Origin of the sequence: Vibrio sp. Y51_MX_L26 (assembly GCF_024181935.1) — a bacterium.
Classification (GTDB): Bacteria; Pseudomonadota; Gammaproteobacteria; order Enterobacterales; family Vibrionaceae; genus Vibrio; species Vibrio diabolicus.
The window spans coordinates 62,970-83,383 of record NZ_JAMZAS010000014.1; the positions used below are offsets into that span (position 1 = coordinate 62,970).

At 46.3% G+C, this 20,414-nt stretch carries 21 protein-coding genes; 10 read left to right on the top strand and 11 right to left on the bottom strand.

Translation table 11 applies throughout. The features are described 5' to 3' along the window. Positions 1 to 44: 44 nt before the first annotated feature. From NL645_RS20735 to epmA, 3 genes are read right to left on the bottom strand one after another with little or no spacing between them, the layout of a single operon-like run. On the bottom strand, positions 45 to 680 hold the full coding sequence (locus NL645_RS20735; protein ID WP_005395413.1) for a TetR/AcrR family transcriptional regulator: 636 nt from the start codon (positions 678 to 680) through the stop codon (positions 45 to 47). 21 nt (positions 681 to 701) lie between these two features. Next, positions 702 to 1,076, bottom strand: coding sequence for a VanZ family protein (locus NL645_RS20740; RefSeq protein ID WP_005395414.1), 375 nt, complete (start codon positions 1,074 to 1,076; stop codon positions 702 to 704). A 9-nt stretch (positions 1,077 to 1,085) separates the two neighbouring features. Continuing rightward, a complete protein-coding gene (gene epmA, locus NL645_RS20745; RefSeq protein ID WP_253652320.1) occupies positions 1,086 to 2,057 on the bottom strand; it encodes an elongation factor P--(R)-beta-lysine ligase in 972 nt (323 codons plus the stop codon). A 435-nt stretch (positions 2,058 to 2,492) separates the two neighbouring features. Here epmA and frdA point away from each other — a divergent pair, with 435 nt between their 5' ends. From frdA to frdD, 4 genes are read left to right on the top strand one after another with little or no spacing between them, the layout of a single operon-like run. Continuing rightward, a complete protein-coding gene (gene frdA, locus NL645_RS20750) occupies positions 2,493 to 4,292 on the top strand; it encodes a fumarate reductase (quinol) flavoprotein subunit (RefSeq protein ID WP_047010259.1) in 1,800 nt (599 codons plus the stop codon). Beyond that, entirely contained in the window at positions 4,292 to 5,050 is a 759-nt protein-coding gene (locus NL645_RS20755) for a succinate dehydrogenase/fumarate reductase iron-sulfur subunit (RefSeq protein ID WP_005381489.1), read from the top strand. Before frdA ends, NL645_RS20755 begins: the two co-directional genes overlap by 1 nt. A 2-nt stretch (positions 5,051 to 5,052) precedes the next feature. Continuing rightward, entirely contained in the window at positions 5,053 to 5,436 is a 384-nt protein-coding gene (gene frdC / locus NL645_RS20760; protein WP_005395419.1) for a fumarate reductase subunit FrdC, read from the top strand. Between the two features lie 10 nt (positions 5,437 to 5,446). Further along, the gene (frdD, locus tag NL645_RS20765; protein WP_005395421.1) at positions 5,447 to 5,824 is read left to right on the top strand and encodes a fumarate reductase subunit FrdD; all 378 of its coding nucleotides are present in this window, start codon (positions 5,447 to 5,449) and stop codon (positions 5,822 to 5,824) included. 101 nt (positions 5,825 to 5,925) lie between these two features. Here frdD and NL645_RS20770 read toward each other — a convergent pair whose 3' ends face one another. Both NL645_RS20770 and efp read right to left on the bottom strand, forming a co-directional pair. Continuing rightward, positions 5,926 to 7,329, bottom strand: a complete 1,404-nt coding sequence (locus NL645_RS20770; protein ID WP_005395423.1) for an SPFH domain-containing protein — start codon at positions 7,327 to 7,329, stop codon at positions 5,926 to 5,928. A 264-nt stretch (positions 7,330 to 7,593) separates the two neighbouring features. Then, the gene (efp, locus tag NL645_RS20775) at positions 7,594 to 8,160 is read right to left on the bottom strand and encodes an elongation factor P (RefSeq protein WP_005395425.1); all 567 of its coding nucleotides are present in this window, start codon (positions 8,158 to 8,160) and stop codon (positions 7,594 to 7,596) included. 32 nt (positions 8,161 to 8,192) lie between these two features. Here efp and epmB point away from each other — a divergent pair, with 32 nt between their 5' ends. Then, a complete protein-coding gene (epmB, locus tag NL645_RS20780) occupies positions 8,193 to 9,215 on the top strand; it encodes an EF-P beta-lysylation protein EpmB (protein WP_134648273.1) in 1,023 nt (340 codons plus the stop codon). Positions 9,216 to 9,310: 95 nt separating this feature from the next. Then, positions 9,311 to 9,808, top strand: a complete 498-nt coding sequence (locus tag NL645_RS20785) for an MgtC/SapB family protein (protein WP_005395427.1) — start codon at positions 9,311 to 9,313, stop codon at positions 9,806 to 9,808. A gap of 100 nt (positions 9,809 to 9,908) precedes the next feature. Here the strand turns inward: NL645_RS20785 and NL645_RS20790 are convergent, their stop codons facing one another. The 3 genes from NL645_RS20790 to NL645_RS20800 form a co-directional block, all read right to left on the bottom strand. Beyond that, positions 9,909 to 10,472, bottom strand: a complete 564-nt coding sequence (locus NL645_RS20790; RefSeq protein ID WP_005395435.1) for a hypothetical protein — start codon at positions 10,470 to 10,472, stop codon at positions 9,909 to 9,911. 316 nt (positions 10,473 to 10,788) lie between these two features. Beyond that, the gene (groL, locus tag NL645_RS20795; RefSeq protein WP_005381509.1) at positions 10,789 to 12,435 is read right to left on the bottom strand and encodes a chaperonin GroEL; all 1,647 of its coding nucleotides are present in this window, start codon (positions 12,433 to 12,435) and stop codon (positions 10,789 to 10,791) included. Between the two features lie 77 nt (positions 12,436 to 12,512). After that, positions 12,513 to 12,803, bottom strand: a complete 291-nt coding sequence (locus NL645_RS20800) for a co-chaperone GroES (RefSeq protein ID WP_005381516.1) — start codon at positions 12,801 to 12,803, stop codon at positions 12,513 to 12,515. A gap of 240 nt (positions 12,804 to 13,043) precedes the next feature. Here NL645_RS20800 and NL645_RS20805 point away from each other — a divergent pair, with 240 nt between their 5' ends. Further along, entirely contained in the window at positions 13,044 to 14,426 is a 1,383-nt protein-coding gene (locus NL645_RS20805) for an MATE family efflux transporter (RefSeq protein ID WP_253652321.1), read from the top strand. Positions 14,427 to 14,521: 95 nt separating this feature from the next. Here the strand turns inward: NL645_RS20805 and pfkA are convergent, their stop codons facing one another. The 3 genes from pfkA to NL645_RS20820 all read right to left on the bottom strand — a co-directional run bounded on the left by pfkA (position 14,522) and on the right by NL645_RS20820 (position 17,301). Beyond that, positions 14,522 to 15,484: a 6-phosphofructokinase gene (gene pfkA, locus NL645_RS20810; RefSeq protein WP_048626679.1), complete on the bottom strand. Its 963-nt coding sequence runs from the start codon at positions 15,482 to 15,484 to the stop codon at positions 14,522 to 14,524. 284 nt (positions 15,485 to 15,768) lie between these two features. Next, complete coding sequence (fieF, locus tag NL645_RS20815; RefSeq protein WP_005397530.1) at positions 15,769 to 16,677, bottom strand: CDF family cation-efflux transporter FieF; 909 nt, start codon at positions 16,675 to 16,677, stop codon at positions 15,769 to 15,771. A 111-nt stretch (positions 16,678 to 16,788) separates the two neighbouring features. Next, a complete protein-coding gene (locus NL645_RS20820) occupies positions 16,789 to 17,301 on the bottom strand; it encodes a CpxP family protein (RefSeq protein ID WP_253652322.1) in 513 nt (170 codons plus the stop codon). Between the two features lie 190 nt (positions 17,302 to 17,491). Here NL645_RS20820 and NL645_RS20825 point away from each other — a divergent pair, with 190 nt between their 5' ends. The 3 genes from NL645_RS20825 (at position 17,492) to NL645_RS20835 (ending at position 20,360) form a co-directional block, all read left to right on the top strand. After that, positions 17,492 to 18,181 (top strand): response regulator, encoded by a 690-nt coding sequence (locus NL645_RS20825; RefSeq protein ID WP_005397534.1) that lies wholly within the window; start codon positions 17,492 to 17,494, stop codon positions 18,179 to 18,181. Next, entirely contained in the window at positions 18,181 to 19,575 is a 1,395-nt protein-coding gene (cpxA, locus tag NL645_RS20830) for an envelope stress sensor histidine kinase CpxA (protein ID WP_145474444.1), read from the top strand. The genes NL645_RS20825 and cpxA overlap by 1 nt, the downstream gene beginning before the upstream one ends. Before the next feature lie 176 nt (positions 19,576 to 19,751). Further along, positions 19,752 to 20,360, top strand: a complete 609-nt coding sequence (locus NL645_RS20835) for a superoxide dismutase (protein ID WP_253652323.1) — start codon at positions 19,752 to 19,754, stop codon at positions 20,358 to 20,360. Positions 20,361 to 20,414 lie beyond the last annotated feature (54 nt).

Below are 20,414 nucleotides of genomic sequence, written 5' to 3' on the forward strand. Positions count from 1 at the left end.
CTCGAAAATGAGAGTGACTCTCGAAATATTAAGCAGTTTGGCGTTTAACTGTGTAGATTGCTGACCGCATCTTCCAATAACAGTAGCTGCTCTAACCCCTGCTCAGTTGCTAATGGCTTAACGACATTAAGCATCTGCAACATCCCTTGCTTCACCATTTGCTCAGTGATGCTGGTTTTCGAAGCCATTGCAGATTGATACGCCAACCAGCTACACGCAATCAAATGCAACGTACACACCAGTGACTTCAACTGCTGTTGATCAACATTAAGCAGCTTCAGCGATACAAACTCTTGCATGATCGCAATGAGGTTCGCTTGCAGCTTTTCTTGCACATCGATGTACTGCTCATGTAACTGCTCATCTCGTGACAAGATCTCAGGTAGATTCGCGTAGAAAAAGCGGTATTTCCACATTAGCGTAAAGATGGAATCTAGGTAGCTCTTCAGCATAGTCAGGCTTTCTTGTGAGCCTTGAATAGGGGTAAATCTTTCTAAAAGTTCTGCTGAATAAAGCGCAAAGATCTCACGAACGATTTCTTGCTTATTGCGGAAGTGGTAATACAGATTACCAGGGCTAATTTCGATGTGATCGGCAATGTGATTGGTGGTGATGTTGCGCTCACCATGTTGGTTGAACAACTCCAGTGCCGCGTAGACTATTTTGTCGCGCGTTTTCATTGTTATCGTGTTCCCTCTTCATTAACGAATCGAGTATAGCGACTTCACCAACCTAGGTCGATAGAGGCTCCAAATACGGTAACATAACAGACCAGTTAGAATACCCGTTGAGTTGGCGACAAGGTCTAACCAAGAGGTTTGTCTGCCGACATACCCTTGTAGCCATTCGATGGCAGCACTAAATAATAAGATACCAATCGCCACCGCCCAACGTTGACGCCAACGCCACACGCAAAAGCAACCTAAAAACGCAAATCCGCTGTACGCCATGGCGTGCTGCATTTTATCAAGATACGCAATGTTGCCCCAGTCTTGCAACTCGCCCGAGCTCAACGATAAGTAAGCAATCAGTATTGCGTAGCTGAGAATGACCAAACGTGCAGCAGCCAAGTTCATTGAATATCCTTATGCGATTGGGAATGGAAAAGACGTCACTTGATCAATGTGGTCACAGCCGAGCGCTAGCATGATCAAACGATCGATGCCTAACGCAACACCCGCACAATCTGGCAACCCTGCCTCCAATGCGGAGATCAAATGATAGTCGATTGGCTGCGGTTTTAAACCCATGTCGAGACGCTTCGCGTTATCTTGCTCAAAACGCGCCAGTTGCTCTTTCGGGTTATCGAGCTCATGGAACCCATTTGCCAGCTCAATTCCCTTAAAATACACCTCAAAGCGATCCGCAACACGATGGTCTTGAGGATTGATTTTCGCAAGCGCCGCCTGTGATGCCGGGAAGTCGTACACAAAAGCAGGCACATCCTGACCAATTTTGTGTTCGACTCCCACGCTAAATAGCAATTGCAGTAACGTATCGCGATCTTCTTCAGGCTCTGCAATGTCACTCAAACCCAGCTTGCTTGCTGCCGCTTTCAGCTCCGTCATCGAGCCTTCTAGTGGGCACACACCCAACACATCAATGAAGGCTTGTTGATACGTCATGCGCTGCGCTGCGCCACACTTCAATACCAGTTGCAACAGATCATCCATTTCATCCATCAATTTATGATGGTCAAAGCCAACGCGATACCACTCCAACATCGTGAATTCTGGATTGTGGTAACGACCATTTTCTTCGTTACGAAATGCTTTGTTGATTTGATAAATACAACCGCTGCCAGCCGCCAGCAGGCGCTTCATGTGGAATTCAGGGCTGGTCATAAAGAACAGCTTGCTACCATCGGCGTAACCCGGGCCAACAAACTCGGTTTGGAAAGTATGCAAATGAATGTCGGTCACGGTTGCGTGACTCATGGCTGGCGTGTCGACTTCCATCACCTGTCGATCAGCGAAGAATTGGCGAATCGACGCGATTAACGTCGCACGTTGACGAAGTTGGTCAATGGAAGCAGTAGGTTGCCAGTTGGTTTGCATAACAAGTCTCTCAAACTTTAATTCAGCGAGGAAAGTCTCATTCTACATGCTTTTTACTCTTCAAGAAGAGAGGAATATCCCTTCTTCTTTTTACTAACGTGCTCGCCTATTTGAGGCAAGTATTACTCGTGCCGCAGCACAAAAAACACTCAGTTAAAATCCTATTATCCATGCGGTTAATGTCACGCAACACTGGTTTAACATCCCTAATGTTAATGCTTGAGGGCCAAAACCTCGATGCCGTGATAGCAGTCACATAACCTATAAATTCTATGCCCTTAAGTGCATTACCGAAGCAAAAACCCAATTACATCAATTTTTCTGCCATGTGGCTCATCTACACTAACCCTACTACTTTTGGGGAGTTCTTTTTAAAGAGTGCCTCGTAATGACAATAACAAGCGGATTTCCGCAATCACACACTGGAGGATAACTGTGCAAATTATCACCACAGATATCGCAGTCATCGGCGCAGGCGGCGCTGGTCTTCGTACTGCTATTGCAGCGGCTGAAGCAAACCCAGACTTAGAAGTCGCTCTGATTTCTAAAGTTTATCCAATGCGCTCCCACACGGTCGCTGCAGAGGGTGGCTCAGCAGCAGTTATCAAGGATGAAGATAGCTTAGACAACCACTTCAACGACACTGTTGGCGGTGGTGACTGGCTATGTGAACAGGACGTTGTTGAATACTTTGTAGAGAACGCGACTCGCGAAATGATCCAAATGGAGCAATGGGGTTGCCCATGGAGTCGTAAAGAGAACGGTGAAGTCAACGTACGCCGCTTTGGTGGTATGAAGGTTGAACGTACTTGGTTCGCTGCAGATAAAACTGGCTTCCACATGCTTCATACGCTATTCCAGACATCCATGAAGTACAGTAACATCAAACGCTTTGATGAGTACTTTGTGGTGGATCTGCTTGTTGATGAAGGCGAAGTTCAAGGTCTGATTGCTATTCACATGTCTGAAGGCGAGCTTGTTACTATCAAAGCAAAATCTGTTGTTCTAGCAACAGGTGGCGCGGGCCGTGTTTACCACTGTAACACCAACGGCGGTATCGTAACGGGCGATGGCATGGCAATGGCTTACCGTCACGGCGTTCCTCTACGTGATATGGAATTCGTTCAATACCATCCAACCGGTCTTCCTGGCACAGGTATCCTGATGACGGAAGGTTGTCGTGGTGAAGGCGGTATCATCGTTAACAAGAACGGCTACCGTTACCTACAAGATTACGGCATGGGCCCTGAAACTCCAGTTGGCCAACCGAAGAACAAATACATGGAACTGGGTCCTCGTGACAAAGTTTCTCAAGCTTTCTGGCACGAACAACAGAAAGGCAACACCATCAAGCACCCTCTTGGTGATGTGGTACACCTTGATCTTCGCCACCTAGGTGAAGAGTACCTACAAGAGCGTCTACCATTCATCTGTGAGCTAGCAAAAGCTTACGTGAACGTAGACCCTGCAAAAGAGCCAATTCCAATTCGTCCAACGGTTCACTACACCATGGGTGGTATCGAGACAAACGGCGGCTGTGAAACTCGCATTAAAGGTCTATTCGCGGTTGGTGAATGTGCGTCTGTTGGTCTTCACGGTGCAAACCGTCTAGGTTCTAACTCATTGGCTGAGTTTGTGGTATTTGGTCGCGTAGCGGGTGAAAACGCAGTGAAACGCGCTGAAGAATTCAAAGGTTGGAACGAGTCTGCAATCGATGCTCAAGTGAAAGCAGTTGAAGAGCGCATCGCCAAACTGATGAACCAAGAAGGTGATGAGAACTGGGCAAACATCCGTACTGAAATGGGTCATACCATGGAAGCGGGTTGTGGTATCTACCGTCAAGAAGATTTGATGCAAGAAACCATTAACAAGATCACCGAACTAAAAGAACGCTACAAACGCATCAGCATTAAAGACAAAGGCAAAGTGTTTAACACTGATCTTCTGTACGCAATTGAAGTGGGTTACGGCCTAGAAGTCGCAGAAGCGATGGTTCACTCTGCGATTCTACGTAAAGAATCTCGCGGTGCGCACCAACGTCTGGACGACGGTTGTACAGAACGTGATGACGTGAACTTCCTAAAACACTCACTTGCTTTCTACAAACCAGATTCAGCGCCAAGTATCGATTACAGCAATGTGACTATCACTAAGTCACAACCAAAAGCTCGTCTATACGGTGAAGCAGCAGAAAAAGCCGCAGCTGAAGAGAAGAACGCAGAGGAGCAAGCATAATGTCAGCAAATCGCATTCAAAAAGTAGACATTCTGCGTTATGACCCAGAAAAAGATGCAGAACCATACAAGCAAACATTCGAAGTGCCATTCGATGAAACCATGTCTGTGCTTGACGCACTGGGCTACATTAAAGATCACCTAGACAAAGATCTGTCTTACCGTTGGTCTTGCCGTATGGCGATCTGTGGTTCTTGCGGCATCATGGTGAACAACGTACCGAAACTTGCTTGTAAGAGCTTCCTACGTGATTACCCAGACGGTGTGACTATCGAGCCTCTAGCGAACTTCCCAATCGAGAAAGACTTGATTGTTGATATGACGCCGTTCATCGAACGTCTTGAAGCAATCAAACCGTACATCATTGGTAACGACCGTAAACCAGAAGACGGTACGAACTTGCAAACGCCAGAGCAAATGGCGAAATACAAGCAGTTCGCTGGTTGTATCAACTGCGGTCTATGCTACGCGGCGTGTCCTCAGTTTGGTCTAAACCCTGAGTTCATCGGTCCTGCGGCACTAACGCTAGCACACCGCTACAACCTAGACAGCCGTGACAACGGTAAAGATGAGCGCATGAAGCTTATCAACGGTGAAAACGGTGCTTGGGGTTGTACGTTTGTTGGTTACTGTTCTGAAGTTTGTCCGAAGAACGTTGACCCAGCAGCGGCAGTAAACCAAGGCAAAGTGGAGTCTTCTATGGACTTCGTGATTGCTATGTTGAAACCTGATGGTTCACCAAAGAAAGTGGAGGCATAAGGATGAGCAATCGTAAACCTTACGTTCGTGAAGTAAAACGCACTTGGTGGAAGAACCATCCTTTCTACCGCTTCTACATGCTACGTGAAGCGACTGTGCTGCCTTTGATCCTATTCACTCTGTTCCTAACTTTCGGTTTAGGTTGTTTGGTGAAAGGCCCTGAAGCATGGCAAGGTTGGTTGGATTTTATGGCAAACCCAATCGTAGTCGCGATCAACATCGTTGCACTACTAGGTAGCCTATTCCACGCTCAAACTTTCTTCAGCATGATGCCGCAAGTAATGCCAATTCGTTTGAAAGGCAAACTGGTGGACAAGAAAATCATCGTATTGACTCAGTGGGCCGCGGTTGCGTTCATCTCACTGATCGTTCTCATCGTGGTGTAAGGAGCTGAGCATGAAACCGAATTATAGTGTAAACACATCACCAAAACGTTCTGATGAGCCAATCTGGTGGGGTCTATTTGGTGCTGGCGGTACTTGGTTCGCGATGATCACGCCAATCACGGTATTGGTGCTAGGTATCTTGGTCCCACTAGGCGTGATTGATGCAGAAGCGATGAGCTACGAGCGTGTCTCCGAATTCGCAACCAGTATCATCGGTGCGCTATTCATCATTGGCACCCTAGCTCTACCAATGTGGCATGCGATGCACCGTGTACACCACGGCATGCACGACCTTAAATTCCACACTGGTGTGATAGGTAAAATTGCATGCTATGCATTTGCAGGCCTCATTACTGCACTAGCCGTTATCTTTATCTTCATGATTTAAGATACTGACTAAAAAGAGAAAGCTGGCTCTATGCCAGCTTTTTTATTGCTTTGGGTTACCCATGATCTTTTTGCTTTTTAAGCTTTTGACCACCCATGATCTTATTGCTGTATGACCTTCTTCGTTTGGTCCATAAGACCCAGGGCGCCAAAGCCAGTAATCACATCTAGATTTGTTTTCAAGCCCGTTTCTTCGCTACCACCAATGTAGTTTTGTGGCATCTGAACTTGGAAGTTTTGCAAGTTGTTGTACAACGAGTTCGCTACGTCTCGATTCAACTCTGCCAAATAAACTTCACGGTTTGCCCCTAACGCCGAGTACTTCGCTTTTAGGACTTCAGATTCTGCACGACCTTTCGCTAATATCGCTTTCGCTTCAAACTCAGCAGAAAGTGCGTTCGCCTTTTGAATGGCTAAGTTAGCCTCTGCGATAGCTAGCTCTTTCTCCTTCTCGACTTCAGCAAGTCGTTTGGTTTTTTCCACTTCAACGATTTCACGCTCTGCAATCTGACGTGCAACTTCCACTTCTTTTTGCTGAGCAATAATAGCGAGTTCTTTACCACGCTGAGCGTCTTGCACTTCACGTGTTCGTTGAATCTCTTTACGTAACTGCTCGGTCTCTGCTTGTGCTTTTGACGTTTCTTGCTCCTGAATCGCGCGAATACGATCCGCCACTAAACGCTTTTTATCCGCTAATAGCTGATCCAATTGCTTTTCTGGCTGTGGATCACCAATGGTCACCTGCGTCACTTGAATGCCGTATTGTTGTAACGGGTTGTCTTGACGAATTGGTTGCCCGGTTTTATCTACAACTGGCACCGTTTTCCAAACCAGTTGATTGGTGCGCTGTAGTTGGTTCGCATTGGCCTGATTCGCCCCAACAGGCGCAAGATCCAACTCTTCCACTTCAACCTGACGTCGCTCTGTTAGATAAATCCCCTCTCGCAACTGATCGCCAAGTTTCGATTTGAACTGGTTCAAACCACCTTGGAAAAACTCTTCACCCGTGTATTGGGTAGCAGTAATCACCGTCACGTTACGTGCGTTCTTTACAAGCAGCGCATCAATCAAGTTACTGTTGTTACGGAACTCTTTGTGCATCTTCTTAACCGCTTCAGGGTCATTACTGAGCTTAAAGCGGAATGTTACGGGGATCTGACCAATGTAGGTGTCGGCAAATCGAACCTGAATCGCATCAAGACGTTGATAAAAATCTTCGCCCTTGCTGTTACCGAATGACACAGTGATCACTTGGTCATACTTGGTGATTTTGGACAGAAATGGCATGCGAAAATGAATGCCAGGTTCAGTAAACACATCCAACTCACCAGTGATATTGTTCTGATGCACGTAGCTGTAACCTGCATCGGTCATCAGCACAGAGCTATTAATCGTTAAGCCTATTGCCAACAGCGGTACGCCAAATACCGCAGCTTTCAATCCTTTGTGTAGTAACTGACGTCTTTCTTCCACCTTTAAACCCCTTCCTAAACCTCTGCTTTCCATTTTGTTCTCCTTTTTGGATTGTTACTGAGTTAAATCGATAAAAATCAGATTGCTATGCACTCAACAACAAGAACTAATGTATCAAAATGTTACATTAAGGAATAATCGACAGATTCATGAAATAAATAAGATTTTTACGAATAATACAAAATCATCGAAAATTTGCGGAGGATATCGATTTTCTATGCAGGAACATTCAAGAGAGAATTACAGGCAATAAAAAAGGCCGCCGAAGCGACCTTTCTAACAATCAATCTAAAGTGCTTACTTCACACGGCCTACGTATTCAGCCGTACGAGTATCTACGCGAATCACTTCACCAATTGAGATGAACAGAGGAACACGAACAACAGCGCCAGTTGATAGCGTAGCTGGTTTACCACCAGTACCTTGAGTATCACCTTTCAGGCCTGGATCTGTGTCTACCACTTCTAGCTCAACGAAGTTTGGTGGAGTAACAGTAATTGGGTTACCGTTCCAAAGTGTGATCATACAAGTGTTGTTTTCTACCAACCACTTAGCGTTGTCACCTACCGCTTTTGCGTCTGCTGCGATCTGTTCAAACGTTTCACTGTTCATAAAGTGGTAGAATTCGCCGTCTGAATATAGATAATCTAGGTCGATATCCATTACGTCTGCCACTTCACAAGTGTCACCAGACTTGAATGTTTTCTCTAGCACTTTACCAGAAAGAAGTTTACGAATTTTAACGCGGTTGAACGCTTGGCCTTTACCTGGTTTAACGTATTCGTTTTCCAGAATTACACAAGGCTCGTTATCAAGCATTAACTTAAGACCGCCTTTAAATTCATTGGTGCTAACTGTAGCCATTTTTTCCTCTTACATTCTTAGAGCTAAATTCAATGCCGCACATAATAACCCGAAAAGTCGAATCTGTTGAGCAAAACTGGCTCAAACAGTTGGCGAATGGGATCTCTGATCCTGCAAAATTGCTCGAAATACTGGAAATAGATCCTTCACCGTGGCAAGACGGGTTTGCCGCGCGCAAGCTGTTTGCACAGCGTGTACCGCAAAGTTTTGTCGATAGGATGGAGAAAGGCAACCCTAAAGACCCTCTTTTACGTCAGGTTTTACCATTAAGTGACGAATTTGAAGTACATCCGGGCTATTCCAACGATCCGTTAGAAGAGCAGGATAATGAAGTCCCTGGTCTGCTACACAAGTATCGCAACCGCGCCCTGATGATTGTCAAAGGTGGCTGCGCGGTAAATTGCCGTTACTGTTTTCGTCGTCATTTCCCATATCAAGAAAATAAAAGCGGCAAGCAGGCATGGGCAAAGTGCTTAGAGTACATGGCTCAACAACCAGAGTTGAACGAAGTCATCTTCTCAGGTGGTGACCCATTGATGGCAAAAGACGATGAAATTCATTGGCTTTTAGAGCACATTGCTCATATACCTCACATCAAACGTCTGCGTATTCATAGCCGTTTACCTGTGGTGATTCCCGCTCGAGTCACTGATGAACTATGCCAACTGCTGCAAGCATCAAGGTTACAAATCATCCTTGTGACTCACATCAACCATGCCAACGAAATCAATGACGAATTTGCTGAACAGATGTTCAAGCTCAAAAGAGCGGGCGTTACGCTTCTAAACCAAGGCGTTCTACTGAAAGGTGTGAATGATTCGGTAGAAGCTCAAGTGGCGTTAAGTGAAGCCTTATTTGACGCGGGTATCTTGCCTTATTACCTCCACGTTCTTGATAAGGTGCAAGGCGCGGCGCACTACTTTATTTCGGACGAAGAAGCAAAAGCCATTATGCGCGGACTCATCACACGTGTATCGGGTTATCTGGTACCAAAACTGACACGAGAAATTGGTGGCAGGCCAAGTAAAACGCCGTTGGATTTGCATTTAGAATAGGCCCTGACGCTCAATTAAATTTGTCGTCACGACCGTTCCTTTTTGTTCGCTTTGCACGGTAAGTCTATGCATACTCCGCTCTTTTGGAGGTCAAGATGCATACAGCACTCGAACAAATTTTCGATCTTGGCCCATTCAGCTGGCCTGCCCTACTATGCTGTGCCATTAATGGGCTAATGATCGGTATCGAACGCCAAACTCGTGGTAAACCTGTTGGCATTCGCACGGCAATTCTTATTATTTCAGGCACTTACCTGTTTATGTCGATGGCAGTATCGTTATCGCCAAATACGCTCGATCAAGCACGCGTGCTTGGTCAGATTATTACTGGCGTCGGCTTCTTGGGCGCAGGCGTGATGATGACACTCGATGGAAAAATCCACGGCGTAACATCCGCAGCGGTTATTTGGGTACTGGCGGGATTAGGGTTGATGATAGGTTTGGGTTATTTAACGCAGTCGGTGGTCATTACCCTACTGGCTTTAACGGTGTTACTGGGCGTGGATAAAGCAGAAAACCACATCAAAGCATTGCGCCGAGGGGTTCACCAAAGAATTCAACAACGCAAAACCTCATCCCGCTTAATTAAATAGTTAACGCGCCGATAAACTCGCTTCACTCCATCAGTAATTAAAAAGCCCTCGACGAATATCGAGGGCTTTCGGTATCTAAAGATTCTGACTTGCTCAGGGATTATTTAGCGAAGTTGATGAGTGGGAAACACTTGAAGAAACCGTTATCCGCACAGTTCAAAAGACCAATTTGTACGCCATCAATTTGATCGGTCATGTTGAAGAAACCAAACTGGAAGTTAGACTTTTTAGAGATACTCGCTAAGCCCACATCCGCCATGGTGTAGCCTTCAGAATAGTTCACCGCGCTCCAGTTCAAGCCTTTTACATTGTTCGTAATGTTGACAGCACCCAAGTTAACACCCGTCGTCTGACCTTGGTTCCAGTTAACTAAGCCTAAAGACGCACCTTTCATTTCTTGGTTTACCTTTGCTGCACCAAAAAACAGACCGAAGTTCACACCTGTCGTACGATCCGTTTCTGACATACCAAGCAGTGAAAAGTCGACACCTTTAACCTCATTCACCTGTCCATGTAACACGGCTAAACGAACACCACCAACTGACGAGTTAGAAGGTGCGTTTGTGTTGTCGATAGTAGAGAACATCACAGGTGTACTGTCAGCAAGAGCAACTGGTGATGCGATAGCGGCTGCAACCGCCAATGACGTCATAAGCTTTTTCATTTTCATCTCCATGATGGGAAGCAACAATTTACAACATAGTGTAATGTTCAGATTTTGCGCTATCCACGTTCAAAAAGTGTTAGCGGTAGGTCAGATTTAACCATCTGACTCAAAAGAAAAAATTTTATCGCTTCTATTTTCATGTTTTTCCACTGACATTTCTTGAACTCGCCTCTCACAATCGAAGCCACATCAGAATGCTATATTTCTCGGATAACGCGCATAAAAAAGTCGAGGCAAATGCCTCGACTTTTAAAGGTTTGGTCGGTTATCTTTCCGCTATAAGGATTCCCTTAGAGCAAAGAGATAAGCTGGCTTACATCATGCCACCCATACCGCCCATGCCACCCATGCCGCCCATGTCAGGCATCGCTGGTGCGTCTTTTTGCGGTAGGTCAGTAACCATTGCTTCAGTCGTGATCATCAGACCCGCAACCGATGCTGCGAACTGTAGCGCAGAACGAGTTACTTTCGTTGGGTCTAGAATACCCATCTCTAGCATGTCGCCGTATTCGCCTGTTGCCGCGTTGTAACCGTAAGAGCCTTCACCCGCTTTCACGTTGTTCGCAACCACTGAGTCTTCCTCACCTGCGTTCTTCGTGATTTGACGGATTGGCGCTTCCATTGCACGTAGTGCAACGCGGATACCAACGTTTTGCTCTTCGTTGTCACCCGTTAGGTGAGCAATCTTAGATGCCGCGCGGATAAGTGCAACACCACCACCAGCAACAACACCTTCTTCAACCGCTGCACGAGTTGCGGCTAGCGCATCTTCTACACGGTCTTTCTTCTCTTTCATTTCAACTTCAGTTGCTGCACCAACTTTGATTACTGCAACACCGCCAGCCAGTTTCGCTACGCGCTCTTGTAGTTTCTCTTTGTCGTAGTCTGAAGTTGCGTCTTCGATTTGTTGACGAATTTGAGCTACGCGGCCAGAGATCATCTCTTCTTCACCGATACCATCGATGATAGTCGTGTTTTCTTTCGTGATAGAAACACGCTTCGCTTGACCTAGATCTTCTAGTGCTACTTTTTCAAGCTCTAGACCGATTTCTTCAGAAATCACAGTACCGCCAGTTAGGATCGCGATGTCTTGTAGCATTGCTTTACGACGGTCACCGAAGCCAGGTGCTTTCACTGCTGCAACTTTCACGATTCCACGCATGTTGTTGACAACCAATGTTGCTAGCGCTTCGCCTTCTACATCCTCTGCGATGATAAGCAGTGGACGAGACGCTTTCGCTACAGCTTCTAACGTTGGAAGAAGTTCACGAATGTTTGAGATCTTCTTATCAACTAGCAGGATGAATGGGTTTTCTAGATCAACACTGCCTGACTCTTGGTTGTTGATGAAGTAAGGAGATAGGTAACCGCGGTCGAACTGCATACCTTCTACTACGTCTAGCTCGTCTTGTAGAGCCTGACCTTCTTCAACAGTGATCACGCCATCACGGCCCACACGTTCCATTGCTTCAGCAATGATGTTACCTACGCTTGCGTCTGAGTTTGCAGAGATAGTACCAACCTGTGCGATCGCTTTCGTGTCGTTACATTCAACAGAAAGCTCTTTTAGTTGCTCTACTGCTGCTGCTACTGCTTTGTCGATACCGCGCTTAAGGTCCATTGGGTTCATACCCGCTGCGACTGCTTTTAGACCTTCGTTTACGATAGATTGTGCTAGTACTGTTGCTGTTGTTGTACCGTCACCTGCCGCGTCGTTTGCTTTAGACGCAACTTCTTTAACCATTTGTGCGCCCATGTTCTGGAATTTATCTTCCAGTTCAATTTCACGAGCTACTGATACACCATCTTTCGTGATAGTCGGTGCACCAAAAGATTTGTCTAGAACGACATTACGTCCTTTTGGACCCAGTGTTACTTTTACTGCGTCAGCCAGAACGTTTACACCTTCTAGCATTTTAACTCGTGCGTCATTACCAAATTTAACGTCTTTAGCAGCCATCTTTGATTTCCTTTCTAAAATTCTTTGTGTGTAATTTCGTAATTGAATCTGAGCAAAAAATTACTCAATGATTGCTATTATTCAACGATCGCCATGATGTCGTTTTCAGACATGACAAGCACTTCTTTACCGTCGATTTTTTCAGTTTTTGTACCGTAACCTTCAGCGAAGATAACAGTATCACCAACTTTAACGTCCAGCGGCAGTACTGTGCCGTTTTCTAGGATGCGGCCTTTACCCACAGCTAGAACAACACCGCGAGTTGATTTTTCTGCAGCAGAACCAGTCAGAACGATGCCACCAGCAGACTTAGATTCAACTTCTTTACGTTCAACGATAACTCGGTCATGTAATGGACGAATGTTCATCGGTCGTCTCTCCTGAAAATTTCCATGTTTATTTGATAATTGTCCTTAGGGACTGTAGCCCCAGACACGTGATCCCTATATAAGGGGTCGAAGCAGCGATCCCAAGGGGGTGGCACAAAATTTTTGTGACTTAGTTAAAATAACGAACAACTAAGCAACGGTTTGCGTTCGAAATGCTCACTCGCCCAGCATCTCGCTTTCTTGTATCCTTGCAGTTTGCTCACCACATAGTTGTCATACATGCAGGAAAATAACAAGCTGGAACCCCAAGCGACCGATAAGCATGGTTTGTTGACCGCACCCATTCCTGAAACGCTGCGGAAAATGACCGTCCCCATGACCATGGGCATGATCGCGATTTTGATGTTTAACTTGGTGGACACGTTTTTTATATCGTTGCTTGGTACTCAAGCGCTAGCGGCGATCAGCTATACCTTCCCTGTAACCTTTGCGGTTAACTGCATCACGATGGGGATAGGGATGGGTCTTTCGACCAATATTGGTCGCTTACTTGGACAAGGTCACGCCCCACAAGCCGCTCGGTTTACCACTCACGGTTTGTTGTTAGCGGTGTTACTCGTGGCTATCGCCTCTTCGATTGGCTTTGCCACCATTGCACCACTGTTCCGCTTTCTTGGCGCAGCCGACGACCTAATTCCACTCATCGAAGAGTACATGCAGGTGTGGTATATCACCATTCCATTGTTGGTGATCCCAATGGCGGGCAATAGCGCGATACGAGCATCTGGGGATACAAAAACACCCGCCAAAATCATGATGTTGGCGGGCTTGATTAACGGCATGCTCGATCCACTACTGATCTTCGGACTTGGCCCATTCCCCGAGCTTGGCATCCAAGGTGCGGCAATAGCCAGTGCTTTTAGCTGGTTAGGTGCACTATGTGGCTCACTCTATGTGCTAGTTAAACGCGAAAAGTTGCTCGCTCAACCCCAATGGTCCTTGCTGAAACAAGATTGGCAGCAAACGTTAAAAATCGGCACTCCTGCCGCACTGTCGAACGCGATGAATCCATTGTCGGGCGCAATTTTGATGATGCTTTTATCCAGCCACGGTACGGCAGCAGTTGCGGCTTACGGTGCGGCGCAGCGTATTGAGTCTATTTTGATCCTAGTCTTGATGTCTCTGACCTCAGCACTCACGCCATTCATGGCACAAAACTTAGGGGCGAAAAACCCTCAACGCGCCTTTTCCGGCTTATTTATCAGCATGCGTTTTGCGGTGGTGTTCCAAGGGTTTATCTTCTTGATGATGGTGCCATTGAGTATTCCTCTAGCGGCATTGTTCTCGCAGGAAGAAGCAGTTAAAAATCTGCTGTGGCATTACCTGCTTGTGGTGCCGTTCAGTTATGGTTTTCAAGGCATTGTGATGATGTTAATCAGTGGGTTGAATGCGATGCACAAACCATTACGAGCATTCCAATGGAGCTTTATGCGTTTGTTTGTGTTTACCCTGCCATCGGCATGGATCGGAAGCCAAATTTACAGTATTGAAGGCTTGTTTATAGGTATCGCAGTGGGGAATACGTTAGGTGGCCTACTTGGCTATATGTTTGCACTGCGCGAACGTAAATTGACGCTCATTGAACAGAGCAGCGCTTCGTAAGATTTTGTCCGATGCGTCAGCTTCCTTTTGCTGATACTCAAATACAAAAAAAACCGCGGAAAGCCGCGGTTTTTCTTTATCTATTTCAAACTTGCTTAGAACAGTTCTTCAGCAACTTTGTATAGATCGTTGCGTACTGGACGCTTCATGTTTTCGATCGCGTCGATGATGTCGTGGTGAACAAGTTGCTCTTTCACGATACCTACACAGCGACCGCCATGACCTTCAAGCAGTAGGTGAACAGCGTAGTTACCCATGCGAGATGCTAGAACGCGGTCAAATGCCGTTGGACGACCACCACGTTGGATGTGACCAAGTACTGTTGCACGAGTTTCACGACCTGTCGCCGCTTCGATGTCACGAGCCAGTTCATTGGCATCCATCATTAGCTCAGTCAACGCGATGATTGCGTGTTTCTTACCTTTTGCGATGCCGTCTTGGATGTTGCTGATCAGCTTGTCTTTGTCTAGGCCAGTTTCTGGAGTGATGATGTACTCACAACCACCCGCGATTGCAGACATCAGAGTTAGGTCACCACAGTGACGACCCATGATTTCTACAATTGAAATACGTTGGTGAGATGAAGAAGTATCACGTAGACGGTCGATCGCATCGATAACTGTGTTTAGTGCACTTAGGTAGCCCACTGTGTAGTCAGTACCAGCGATATCGTTGTCGATTGTGCCTGGCAGACCGATACATGGGTAACCCATTTCAGTCAGTTTCTTCGCACCCATGTACGAACCGTCACCACCGATCACGACTAGCGCATCAATACCATGTTTTTTCAGGTTCTCAATCGCTTTTTCACGCACTTCCACTTCTTTGAATTCAGGGAAACGTGCAGAACCTAGGAACGTACCACCTTTGTTGATCACATCTGAAACGCTAGAACGATCTAGCTTCTCGATGCGGCCTTCGTATAGGCCTAGGTAGCCGTCGTACACACCGAATACTTCCAATCCCTCGGATAGTGCTGTACGTACTACGCCGCGTATCGCCGCGTTCATACCAGGTGCGTCACCGCCACTTGTTAAAACACCGATCTTCTTAATCATGCTCACCCTCGATCTTTGGCAATCAATTATTTAATTTTCTTTTAGGCCCCTTGTTACCAAGCAACCTGCATAATCCAGAACTGTGCGTTATGTTACATTTCCTCTACAGGATTACCAATGAAAACGCACTTTTTTATGTAACTTTTCTACTTATGTAAGAGTATTACAGTTTCTCTATGAAACTTTGTTGATTCACATCAGGATCACGAATCTTAATAAGTATTGATGGAAAGATAGTCAATAAGTGCCTGTTTGTCGTCAGGCACTTATGGATTTTTCGAGCCCTACCAATCTTGCGCTTTTTGCTCTTTCTCTGGCCCAAAAACGACAGACAATGGATCTTGATGGATCAAAACATCCGCATCAGGAAACAAAGCTAAAAGGTTTTCCTCAACTTTATCGGCAATATAGTGCGCTTCGATTAAACGTAAGTTATCGTCTAACTCCAAGTGCAACTGAATAAAGCGTGTCGGCCCTGACATACGGGTACGCAGTTGATGAACCCCAAGAACCCCTTTCACATTCAAACATTCATTGCGGATTTGCTCCAATTCGGAATCCGGCAGCTTTCGGTCTAATAACGTCTGAATCGCTTCGCTGACCATTTTGAAGGCGCTGTAAAGAATGAAGACACCAATGCCAATCGCAAACACCGCATCCGCTTGTGTCACGCCAAAGTAGCTGAGTCCCAGAGCCACCATGATCGCAGCGTTCATATACAAATCAGTCTGATAATGCAGAGAATCTGCCGCGATTGCTTGGCTCCCTGTCACGCGTACCACATGTTTTTGGAACATCACCAAGCCAAGTGTGACCACAATCGCAAACAGCGATACATAAACACCGAGCTCCGGCGCATGTAGTGCGTGTGGACGGAAAAATCGGTCAATCCCGTTCAGGATCAAAAACACCGCCGACCCCGAAATAAACATCGCCTGAGCCAAGGCCGCTAGAGACTCAGCTTTACCATGCCCAAACGTATGTTCGCGGTCTGCTGGTTGTAAGGCATAACGGACAACAACGAGATTTACCACCGACGCGGCGATATCCAACATTGAGTCGATCAGTGATGCCAATAGGCTAACTGAGCCGGTTACCCACCATGTGATGACTTTTACAATCAAGAGAAGAGTCGCCACAATAGTTGCAGTCCAAGCTGCGGTCGTCACTAAACGTGCATATTGCTGTTTCATAATCAAAGAGTTAACTCAAACCATACGTTGAGTATATTGAATGCCCATGAAATAACCAGATCAAAAAGAGGCAACCAATGGCTGCCTCTTTGTATAACATCAATTCATGACTTAATTATTGCGGTATTTTTCCATGCGCTTATGCATTCTGTCGCCACACTCTTGCATGCGTTCATTTTGCAACTTCACAAACTCTGCTTTTTGTTCTGGCGTTAATACGCTCAGCATTTGGTGCTTTCTTTCTAGCATTTGCACACGGTGCTCAGTTTGGCGCTCAACCATTTCTTTTGCTAATGCGGTCGCTTGCGCTTCATCAAAACTATCCGCTAGTAAGAGTGACTGCATTTTTGCGTGGTGTGCTTGTCGCTCAGCCATACGAGCTTCGCGATTTTCAGAATATTTGCCTTTCATCTGTGCGCGGCTTGCTTCACGGAAAGACTTAAGCTGATCTTTTTGAGCATCCGTCAAATTCAAATCACGCATAATGCCGCGGTCCATTCCCATGCCACATTCATCACGCGGGCCTTGATGATGGTTTTTACCACCGTAAGCGAATGCGCTTGCTGCGCCGAGAGTAAGAGGTAGAACAACAGCAGCTAACACAAGTTTTTTTGCAGATTTCATAATTTGATTCCTTACACAGGTGAGTGATTCTTCTGAGCTGTTCTCACAGCGCTTGAGTATAGAATACGACTCACTAGGTAAAGCGACGTATAGGGAGCGTAAAGAATCGTAAAGAGTGATTTTTACCCTCTTCGCAGCACATCATTCCAATGTAATATTAAGCTATCGGTAACTTACTATAGGCGCCCCCATGGCAAACATTCTTTTAATTGATGACGATATCGAGCTAACCAGCTTATTAAAAGAAGTACTCAGTTTCGAAGGATTTGACGTCAGCGAAGCAAATGATGGCGAAGCAGGCTTAGCTGCGGTCAATGATAAGATTGATTTGATTTTGTTGGATGTCATGATGCCGAAGCTAAATGGCATGGAAACCCTTAAACGCTTGCGTGAAAACTGGGAAACTCCTGTCTTGATGCTGACCGCTAAAGGGGAAGAAATTGACCGCGTGATCGGTTTAGAGCTAGGCGCGGATGATTATTTACCGAAACCTTTTAGCGACCGTGAACTGTTAGCGCGTATCCGTGCGATCTTACGCCGTACCAGCAGCACACAAAAAAATACCAAAAACAGCGATTGCATTGAGTATCAAGAGCTCCGTCTTTACCCAGGTAAACAAGAAGCATACTGCGATCAACAGTTGCTCGATCTCACAGCAACCGAGTTTGCTCTGTTGACCCACTTTGTGCAAAACCCAGGACAAGTGCTAACTAAAGAAACATTGAGCTTAGATGTGCTTGGTAAACGACTCGCCGCTTTTGATCGCGCGATCGATATGCATGTTTCGAACTTACGTAAAAAATTACCAGATCAGAGCAATGGCAAGCCGCGAATCAAAACCCTGCGTGGTCGTGGCTATATGCTGCTTGAGGAGGATTAATGCGCCTATCACGCATCAAACTGCCAAACATCAATAGCTTGTATGGACGCATCTTTGCCATTTTTTGGTTCACTATGTTATTGGTGTTGATAGCCGTGCTATCACTGCCACATTTGGACCCTCGCAAAGCTCGCGACATTCCAGAAGAGCACTATAAACGTATGGTAGAAACGCGTGACGCAATCCAACAAAAATACAACCAGCAAACTGATTTAGGTCGAATACTATTTCGTATCGAGGGTAACCGTCACGGTAAGCATGACCCTCGTCCGCGCGTATTTTTTTCTGACTACAGCGGTAATGTTCTTACGACAGAAAAACGCAGTAACTTCCAATTGCGTGCCATGCAAAACTTTGTCACCAGTATCGAAGATTACAACCAGCCAAAGCAGAAACTGTATGGTCGATACATGATTGCAGGTCCAATCCCAATTACTTTGGCTGGCTCCGATATCTTGATGTATGTAGGCTTCAAGTGGAATGAGCCACCACCACTACTCTTGCGTCTGTTTGATCACCCATTCCAGCTATTGCTCGCGGTCATGCTGGTTAGTACACCCTTGCTGTTATGGCTTGCTTGGGCATTGAGTCAGCCAGCGCGTCGTCTTGAAGCCGCCGCTCAACGTGTCGCGAAAGGCGAATTTGTCACAGACCCAAATTTAGAAAAAGGCACAGCAGAGTTTCGTCAGGCTGGCAGCAGCTTCAACCAGATGGTCGAGGCGGTCAATCAGATGATTTCAGGACAGCAACGCCTGCTATCCGATATCTCTCACGAGTTGCGCTCACCTTTAACTCGCCTACGCATGGCGAGCGCATTAGCGACGCGTAAGCAGGGCGAAAGCCCAGAACTGACTCGTATCGATACCGAAGCGCAGCGCCTGGAACAGATGATCAGCGAATTGCTTGAACTGTCTCGCATGCAGGCGAACAGCCATATGACTCGCGAAACGCAGCCACTGGAAAGTTTGTGGGAAGAGATCATTAAAGATGCGCAGTTTGAAGCTGAGCAAATGGGCAAGCACCTACACTATTCTGAACTGCCAAAACGAAGTATCTCCGGCAATCCTAAACTGCTGATGAGTGCGGTGGAAAACATCGTTCGTAACGCCATCTATTACGGGAAAGATGAGGTGCAAATCGACATCAAGGCCGATGATGATACGCTGCATATCACGGTTGATGACAATGGCGAGGGCGTTCCAGAAGAAGAATTAGCCGCGATTTTTCGCCCGTTTTATCGCGTTTCGACTGCCCGCGATCGCCACTCCGGCGGCACGGGTCTCGGCCTAACCATTACCGAAAGTGCCATCCGCCAGCACAGTGGAACGATCGCGGCCAGCCGAAGTCCGTTAGGCGGATTGCGCATGAGTATCACCTTACCTATCAATCGTTAACTTCAAGCCGATGAGCTAACAGTAAGCCACACCCTATTTCTAGAGTGAGAGATTCACGGCTTCATCTTCACTTTAGAAATTGGGTGGGAACGCCTTCGAATACCCTTACAAAGATCAAAGTTGATAATGATTATCGTTAGCATTAAAGTAAATTTTCCAATTAAGGAGGATTTACTATGTCACATACATTTCCCGCTCTGCCTTACCCGTACGATTCACTAGAGCCGTACATCGACGCGAAAACCATGGAAGTGCATTACAGCAAACATCACAAGACTTATTTCGATAAGTTCGTAAGTGCCGTTGAAGGGAGCGAGCTCGAAACTCAGTCATTAGACGAGATCTTTGACAATATCTCTAAGCTCAGCCCTGCAGTGCGTAATAATGGCGGCGGCTACTACAACCACATCATTTATTGGAATTGCATGTCACCAAACGGTGGCGGTGAGCCTCAAGGCGCACTTGCTCAGGCAATTAACGATAAATTTGGTAGCTTTGCGCAATTTAAAGAAGCGTTTGCCCAAGCCGCGATTAATACCTTTGGTTCTGGCTTTGCATGGTTGATCGTAAAAAATGGTGAGATTCACATTACGTCCACCAGCAATCAAGACAACCCTCTGATGGACGTAGTGGATGTACGCGGCGAGCCAATTCTCGCTCTTGACGTGTGGGAGCACGCGTATTACATCAGCTACCAAAACCGTCGCCCAGAATACATTGATGCATGGTGGAACGTCGTTAATTGGCGATCGGTTGAAGAAAATTACGCTCACGCTCTATTATAAAGAGCATCGATACTTACGGTATTAGCGTCCGCGCTAATGACTGCTTTCATACCC

Bases quoted from the DNA above. Each gene is read 5' to 3' on its own strand.
- NL645_RS20735 (WP_005395413.1), bottom strand. From the start codon at position 680: ATGAAAACGCGCGACAAAATAGTCTACGCGGCACTGGAGTTGTTCAAC.
- NL645_RS20740 (WP_005395414.1), bottom strand. From the start codon at position 1,076: ATGAACTTGGCTGCTGCACGTTTGGTCATTCTCAGCTACGCAATACTG.
- epmA (WP_253652320.1), bottom strand. From the start codon at position 2,057: ATGCAAACCAACTGGCAACCTACTGCTTCCATTGACCAACTTCGTCAA.
- NL645_RS20755 (WP_005381489.1), top strand. From the start codon at position 4,292: ATGTCAGCAAATCGCATTCAAAAAGTAGACATTCTGCGTTATGACCCA.
- frdC (WP_005395419.1), top strand. From the start codon at position 5,053: ATGAGCAATCGTAAACCTTACGTTCGTGAAGTAAAACGCACTTGGTGG.
- frdD (WP_005395421.1), top strand. From the start codon at position 5,447: ATGAAACCGAATTATAGTGTAAACACATCACCAAAACGTTCTGATGAG.
- NL645_RS20770 (WP_005395423.1), bottom strand. From the start codon at position 7,329: ATGGAAAGCAGAGGTTTAGGAAGGGGTTTAAAGGTGGAAGAAAGACGT.
- efp (WP_005395425.1), bottom strand. From the start codon at position 8,160: ATGGCTACAGTTAGCACCAATGAATTTAAAGGCGGTCTTAAGTTAATG.
- epmB (WP_134648273.1), top strand. From the start codon at position 8,193: ATGCCGCACATAATAACCCGAAAAGTCGAATCTGTTGAGCAAAACTGG.
- NL645_RS20785 (WP_005395427.1), top strand. From the start codon at position 9,311: ATGCATACAGCACTCGAACAAATTTTCGATCTTGGCCCATTCAGCTGG.
- NL645_RS20790 (WP_005395435.1), bottom strand. From the start codon at position 10,472: ATGAAAAAGCTTATGACGTCATTGGCGGTTGCAGCCGCTATCGCATCA.
- groL (WP_005381509.1), bottom strand. From the start codon at position 12,435: ATGGCTGCTAAAGACGTTAAATTTGGTAATGACGCACGAGTTAAAATG.
- NL645_RS20800 (WP_005381516.1), bottom strand. From the start codon at position 12,803: ATGAACATTCGTCCATTACATGACCGAGTTATCGTTGAACGTAAAGAA.
- NL645_RS20805 (WP_253652321.1), top strand. From the start codon at position 13,044: ATGCAGGAAAATAACAAGCTGGAACCCCAAGCGACCGATAAGCATGGT.
- pfkA (WP_048626679.1), bottom strand. From the start codon at position 15,484: ATGATTAAGAAGATCGGTGTTTTAACAAGTGGCGGTGACGCACCTGGT.
- fieF (WP_005397530.1), bottom strand. From the start codon at position 16,677: ATGAAACAGCAATATGCACGTTTAGTGACGACCGCAGCTTGGACTGCA.
- NL645_RS20820 (WP_253652322.1), bottom strand. From the start codon at position 17,301: ATGAAATCTGCAAAAAAACTTGTGTTAGCTGCTGTTGTTCTACCTCTT.
- NL645_RS20825 (WP_005397534.1), top strand. From the start codon at position 17,492: ATGGCAAACATTCTTTTAATTGATGACGATATCGAGCTAACCAGCTTA.
- cpxA (WP_145474444.1), top strand. From the start codon at position 18,181: ATGCGCCTATCACGCATCAAACTGCCAAACATCAATAGCTTGTATGGA.
- NL645_RS20835 (WP_253652323.1), top strand. From the start codon at position 19,752: ATGTCACATACATTTCCCGCTCTGCCTTACCCGTACGATTCACTAGAG.